Below are 5,918 nucleotides of genomic sequence, written 5' to 3'. Positions count from 1 at the left end.
GCGGGAGGTGGCGGCCGCTGAACGTCTTGTCGGTGAGGGACGCCCAGGACGTGTAGGGGGCCATGGTGCTGAGCGGTTCGGGCCGTCCGGGCATCTCGCGGATAGCCCGGTCGATGATGGCGGCGTTCAGCCCGCGCCGCAGCGGGCGGACGCTCTCGGCGGCCCGCCACAGCCCCCGCCCGTGGGTGAGGGCGAGGTAGCGGAGCCGGTTGGCGGCGCCGTCGGTGGCGATGGTCCGCGCCGTGCCGGTGTCGCCCATGTCAGGCGCTCCTTTCCGCGGACGGCCCGAGGCCGAGGACGAACCGGTCGGGGAAGACGCCGCGGTCGCGCACGACGTCGCCGTCCGGCGGGGGCAGCAGCCGGACGCCGGGGCGCCGCAGCAACCGGCGCACGACCTCGCAGATCACGGCGGCGCCCGGGTGGACGCCGACGCAGGCGTGCGGGCCGTGCCCGAAGTGCAGGTAGACGTCGGACGGGCGGCCGGGGCGGTACTCGTGCGGGTCGGCGACGGCGTCCTCGTCGAACATCGCGGACGCGACGGCGGCCAGGACGAGCGTGCCCGCCGGGACGGTCGTCGCGTGCGGGGTCCCGGCGGCGAGCACGTGGTCGCGGGCGCAGACCCGCGGGACGACCTTGAGGAACGGGTCGAAGCGCAGCGCCTCCCAGACGTGCCCGTCGAAGCGGGCGGGGTCGGGGTCGCGTGCGGCGTCGGCGGCGCGGGCGTACTCGTCCGGGCGGGCGAGCAGCTCGCGGACGAGGTGCGTCATGGACCCGGACGCGTTCTCGACGAAGCCGAGCATGAGCGCGGCGACGTTGATCAGGACGCGTTCGTCGTCGACTCCGGCGCGGGCGGGGAGCGTGGTGCGCAGCAGCCGGTCGAAGATGTACCCCGGGCGGGGGCCGCTCGCGGTCGCGCGCGCCGACCGGCGAGGACTTCGCGCAGGTGGTCCATCATCTCGCGGCCCGCGCGGGCGGACGCGGCCCGCACGTCCGGGTCGCCGGGCAGGTTCGCGGTGACGTCGGTGATCACCGTCCGGGACCAGCGGGAGAGGGTCGCCTCGTCGGGGCCGGGGAACCCGAAGTAGCCCGCGCAGACGCGGAGGGCCACGCGGCGGAACAGGTCGCCGACGGCGTCGTCGCCGCCGTGCGGGACGGCCGCGTCGAGGGCCTCGTCGGCGGCGCGCCCGGCGAGCTCCCGCACCGCGGGGACGTCCTCGGGGGGCAGCATCACCTGCATGAGGCCGCGCTCGCGCCAGTTCAGCGGGGTGGCGTCGCGGGACAGCACGACCGGGCCGCCGAGGGCGCCTTCGAGCCGGTCGGTGTAGGCCGCGACGGTGAAGACCTCCCAGCGCGACAGCACCTCGCGGACGTCGGCGGAGCGGGTGACGAGCGCCAGCCCGGGCGCGGCCAGGACGGGACGGCGGGCGCGCAGTTCGGCGAACAGCGGGCGCCAGTCGGTGCGCAGCCAGCCGGCGACCAGCGCCGGGGCCGCCGCGGGATCCCGCCGGACGGCCGTGTCGTACTGCTGCAGGTAACCCCCGCCGACCGTCTGATCGGACCGTTGCTGATCGGACCGTTGCATGCCGGACCTCTGCTTCGGATCGGTTCCCGCGGCGGCGGGAGGGTCTCCAGCCGTCCGTTGGACGCGTTCGTACACGCCTGATGTTCAGGTTTCGGAAGTTCTGGGTGTCGCGGTCACGTGCCGGTGTTCCCGCAGGGACGTTCGCGAGCGGGTGTTCACATGCCGTCGCCGGAGATTAGCGAAGCGTGACCGTGATCACAAGGGAAAATTACCCAAAGCAAGGATATGGCAACCCTTGGTGACAATCTAGTTACTCTTCGGCCACTGTCGACAGCGCTCCGTGGCCCATTCAATGGGTGGCGTCCGCCCCTTGATCCGCCCATCTGTTGATCCGTCCACCTCCTTGATCCGCCCCCTCGACCCCTGGCCCGTGAGAGGTACCGATGCCCGCGTCCGTCCCCGCCGCCGAAACGGTGGCGATCTCGACGGCCCGGCGCGGCGCGTACCTCGCCGTGCTGGTCGTGCTGCCGGTGGCGGCGCTCGCCGCGGGCGTCGCCGTCGCCTGGGGCCGGGGCATCGGCCCGCGCGACGCGGTGATCGCGCTCGTCATGTACGTGATCAGCATCTACGGCATCAGCGTCGGCTACCACCGGCTGTTCACGCACCGCTCGTTCAAGTGCCGGCGGCCGCTGCGGATCGGGCTGGCGGTGGCGGGCGGGCTCGCCGTCGAGGGTCCGGTGACGCTGTGGGCGGCCGAGCACCGGCGGCACCACAAGTACGCCGACCGGCCCGGTGACCCCCACTCGCCGTGGGCGCACGGCGAGAGCGGCTGGGGGCTCGTCCGCGGCCTGCTGCACGCCCAGGCCGGCTGGTTCTACACGGCGCGCCGCAGATCCGACCGGCGGCACTGGGTGCCCGATCTGCTGGCCGATCCGGACGTCCGGCGCCTGGACGCCGCCTATCCCGGCTTCGTCGTGCTGTCCTTCGCGCTGCCCGCCGCGGCCGGGGGGCTGTGGTCGGGAACGTGGGCGGGCATGTGGACGGCGCTGTTCTGGGGCGGGCTCGTCCGGTACGCGCTCGTCCACCACGCGACCTGGTCGGTGAACTCGCTCGCCCACGCCTTCGGCGACCGCGACTTCCGCACCCGCGACCGCTCGACCAACCTGCCGATCGTCGCCTACCTCACCCTCGGCGAGGGGTGGCACAACTGGCACCACGCCGACCCCACGAGCGCCCGGCACGGGGTGCGCAAGGGGCACGTCGACCCGAGCGCCCGGCTGATCCGCCTGTTCGAGCAGGCGGGGTGGGCCTACGACGTCCGGTGGCCCGACCCGTCCCGCATCGCGGCCCGGTCCCTGCCGCCCGGGCCGCCGATCGGGCCGCCCGCCGGGCCGTCCGGGCGGTCCGGGCGGTCCGGGCGGCGGTCGGAGGCGAGCGGGGACGGCTGAGGCGAACCCGGGGGGGCGGCTCCGGGGGCGACCGTCCGGCAGGGGTCACGCTCCCTGGCCCTGCCCGGGATACCTGCCGTGGGGCCCTCCGGCGTCGGCGTGCGTGAAGGTGACCGGGAGGCGGGCCGGGCGGCGGGTCCACGGGGACGGCTCGTACTCCACCTCGGCCGGGTCGATGGCGAGCCGGACGCCGCGCAGCGCGTGCAGGACGGTCGTGACGGCGTGCGGGCGATGGTGCGGGCCGGGTCGCGTGCGGGGCAGGCGTGCTGCCCGGCGCTCCAGGCGAGGTGGGCGCGGTTGCCGCGCTGCCAGAACTGCGACCCGGCGTGGGCGCGGACGTCGTGGGCGACGGCGGCGAGACCGAGGACGAGGGCGTCGCCGCGGGCGATGGCGCGGCCGCCGAGTTCGGTGTCGCGCAGCGCGTACCGGGCCGGCATGTTGATCATCGGGGGCGCGACGGCGAGGACCTCGTCGAGCGCGTCGTCGATGCCGAGGCGCCCGCCGCGGACGCGTCCGGCGAAGCGGGGGTCGGTCAGCATGAGGCTGATGGTCTGGGCGATCCAGCTCATGGTGGTGTGGTTCCCGGCGGACATCAGCGCGACGATCGACCGGAGCGCCTCGGCGGGGGTGCGCAGGTCGGGGTGCGCGAGGAGGAGCGAGGCGATGTCGTCCGCGGGGTCCGCGCGGCGGGCGGCCAGGAGCCCCGACAGCAGGGCCTCCAGGCGGCGGTCGCCCTCGTGGGCGTCCTCGCCGGAGCCGTACAGGGCGCGCATCGCGACCAGCAGTTCGCGGCTCTGCCGGGGGTCGAAGCCGATGAGGTCGCCGAGGGCCAGCAGCGGGACGGCCTCGGCGTACTCGGCGACGAGGTCGGCCGCGCCCCGCTCGGCGAACCCGCCGATGAGGCCGCGGCACAGGTACTCGACGGTGCGGCGGAGCCGCCGGTGGTCGACGGCGGCGATCGCGTCCTCGATGGGGCGGCGCAGGCGGCGGTGCTCCTCGCCGTCGTGCCCGGCGACGTTGTCGCGGAAGAACATCATCGGGCCGAGCGGCGAATCGGGCGGGACGGCGCCGTCCTGGAAGGCGCGCCAGTCGCGGCCGTCCCGCGAGTACACGCGCGGCGTCCCGGTGACCGTCTTGATCTCCTCGTAGCCCATGACGAGCCAGGCGTGCACGCCCGGTTCGAGTTCGACGTGGGCGACGGGGCCGTGGTCGCGCCAGAGCCGGTCGAACACCGGCCAGGTGTCGGGGCAGGTCGTGGTGGCCGACAGGCGCACGGGGGCTTCGGCGGGTTCGCCGGACGGGACGGTCACGGGGCGGGCTCCCGGACGGTGAGGGCGTGCTCGGCGAGCGCGACGAGCGCGGCGACGGACGAGTCGCGGTCGAGGGCGTTGCAGTCGACGATCGGGGTGTGCGGGAGGAGGTCGAGGGCGCCGCGGAGCCGGTCGTGGGGGTGCGGCGGGGTGTCGGGGAAGTGGTTGACGGCGACCGCGAAGGGCGCGGGGACGTGCGTCTCCACCTGGTCGAGGACGTCGAAGCCGCCCGCGAGCCGCCGGGAGTCGACGATGACCAGGACCCCGACGGCGCCTTCGGCGAGCCCGGCCCACATGTCCCAGAACCGCCGCTGGCCGGGCGTCCCGAACAGGTAGAGGGCGAGGGACGGGTTCAGGGTGATGCGGCCGAAGTCCATGGCGACGGTCGTGGACGTCTTGCCGGGGAGCCGCGCGAGATCGTCCACGCCGGTGCTGGCCTCGGTGATCGGTTCCTCGGTGCGCAGCGGGCGGATCTCGCTGACCGAGCCGATGAACGACGTCTTGCCGACGCCGAAGTCGCCGACGACGAGGATCTTCGCCGTCCGGGCGACGGTACCGGGGAGATACCGGTCGGCGGGCGGCACTGCGGGCGCCGGGCTCGTCGGGGCCGCGGGGTCGGGCGCGGCCGGGTCGGCGGGCGCGGGTTCCGGGCTCGTCGGGGCGGCGGGGCCGGTGCCCCCGCCGGACGCGGGTGCGGTGCCCATCGGGTCAGAGGGCGCGGAGCCCATCGAGCACCTCCTTCAGCAGGTCGGTTCCGGGTTCGGTGAAGCCGCCCGCGTGGGTCTGCAGGCGGCCGGACGCGACGAGGTCGCCGACCAGGACCCGGACGGCGCTGACCGGCAGGTCCAGGTGGGCGGCGGCTTCGGCGACCGACAGGACGCCGCCGGCGCAGAGCCGCAGGAGGGCGCGCAGCTGCGGCGGCGCGTCCGCCGGGAGCGGTTCGGTGGCCCCGGCGGACGGCGGGACCGTTTTCAGCAGCGTGTCGACCCCCACCCGGGCGCCGGGCGCGACCGCGCGCCCGCCGGTGACCACGTAGGCCCGCAGCGGCGTGTCGCGGTACTCGCCGGGGCCGGACAAGTCAGCCGCTCCCCCGGGCGGGCGTGGCGAGCTGCTCGCCGAGTTTGAGCACCATCGCCTGCATCTCCTGCGCGACGAGCGCCGCGTTGATCACCGGGCCGGTGACGACGGCGACGCAGGAGCGGGCGGCGGCGCTGCGGACGAACAGGTAGCCGCCCTCGTGCCCGACCATCAGCTGGTGCAGGGCCTTGGCGCCGGTGCCGAACTCGCCCGCCTGGTCGCGCGACAGCGAGAGCAGCCCGCTGCAGCGGGCGGCGAGCCGGTCGGCCTCGTCCCGTCCGGTGTCGGCGGAGCGGGCCTTGAGCAGGCCGTCCACGGTGCACACGATGGCGTGCCGGACGCCCTGGACGCGGGCGAGCCGCGCCACGACCCAGTCCTGGTCAGCCGTCATCGTTCCTCCTGTCGTCGTCGGTGCGGGGGTGCCCCGGGTCCGGGGCGGCCGCGTCCGGTGCAGGGGTGTTCGGCGCGGGTGCGCCGGACGCGGGAGTGTGCGGGATGAGCGCGTCCATCAGCGCCCCGGCCTCTTCGGGCGACGCGGGCGGCGGCGCGACCGGCGGCGGC

6 protein-coding genes and 2 pseudogenes are annotated in these 5,918 nt (G+C 75.6%); 1 reads left to right on the top strand and 7 read right to left on the bottom strand.

What is annotated here, in order from left to right:
• The 3 genes and pseudogenes from BJF79_RS30080 to BJF79_RS62210 all read right to left on the bottom strand — a co-directional run.
• Window positions 1-259: pseudogene (locus tag BJF79_RS30080) on the bottom strand (heme peroxidase); the annotation flags it as partial.
• Between the two features lies 1 nt (window position 260).
• Entirely contained in the window at window positions 261-800 is a 540-nt protein-coding gene (locus BJF79_RS62215) for a cytochrome P450 (RefSeq protein WP_083734181.1), read from the bottom strand.
• 17 nt (window positions 801-817) lie between these two features.
• On the bottom strand, window positions 818-1,582 hold the full coding sequence (locus BJF79_RS62210) for a cytochrome P450 (protein WP_262402750.1): 765 nt from the start codon (window positions 1,580-1,582) through the stop codon (window positions 818-820).
• Between the two features lie 383 nt (window positions 1,583-1,965).
• On the opposite strand from BJF79_RS62210, the gene BJF79_RS30070 reads away from it, so the two are divergent.
• Window positions 1,966-2,970 carry an acyl-CoA desaturase gene (locus BJF79_RS30070; protein ID WP_075902472.1) on the top strand — a complete coding sequence of 335 codons (1,005 nt, stop codon included), beginning with the start codon at window positions 1,966-1,968 and terminating at the stop codon, window positions 2,968-2,970.
• Between the two features lie 1,306 nt (window positions 2,971-4,276).
• Here the strand turns inward: BJF79_RS30070 and BJF79_RS30060 are convergent.
• The 4 genes and pseudogenes from BJF79_RS30060 to BJF79_RS56050 all read right to left on the bottom strand — a co-directional run.
• Window positions 4,277-5,008 carry a GTP-binding protein gene (locus tag BJF79_RS30060; protein ID WP_316043470.1) on the bottom strand — a complete coding sequence of 244 codons (732 nt, stop codon included), beginning with the start codon at window positions 5,006-5,008 and terminating at the stop codon, window positions 4,277-4,279.
• Entirely contained in the window at window positions 4,989-5,357 is a 369-nt protein-coding gene (locus tag BJF79_RS30055; RefSeq protein ID WP_075902470.1) for a DUF742 domain-containing protein, read from the bottom strand. The genes BJF79_RS30060 and BJF79_RS30055 overlap by 20 nt, the downstream gene beginning before the upstream one ends.
• A gap of 1 nt (window position 5,358) precedes the next feature.
• Window positions 5,359-5,748, bottom strand: a complete 390-nt coding sequence (locus BJF79_RS30050; protein WP_075902468.1) for a roadblock/LC7 domain-containing protein — start codon at window positions 5,746-5,748, stop codon at window positions 5,359-5,361.
• Window positions 5,738-5,918 (bottom strand): annotated as a pseudogene (locus BJF79_RS56050) (hypothetical protein); the annotation flags it as partial. The pseudogene BJF79_RS56050 and the gene BJF79_RS30050, both read right to left, overlap by 11 nt.

Source organism: Actinomadura sp. CNU-125 (genome assembly GCF_001942465.1).
Classification (GTDB): domain Bacteria; phylum Actinomycetota; class Actinomycetes; order Streptosporangiales; family Streptosporangiaceae; genus Spirillospora.
Note: the sequence above shows the minus strand (reverse complement) of the source record. Positions and strands in the feature narration are given on the sequence as shown.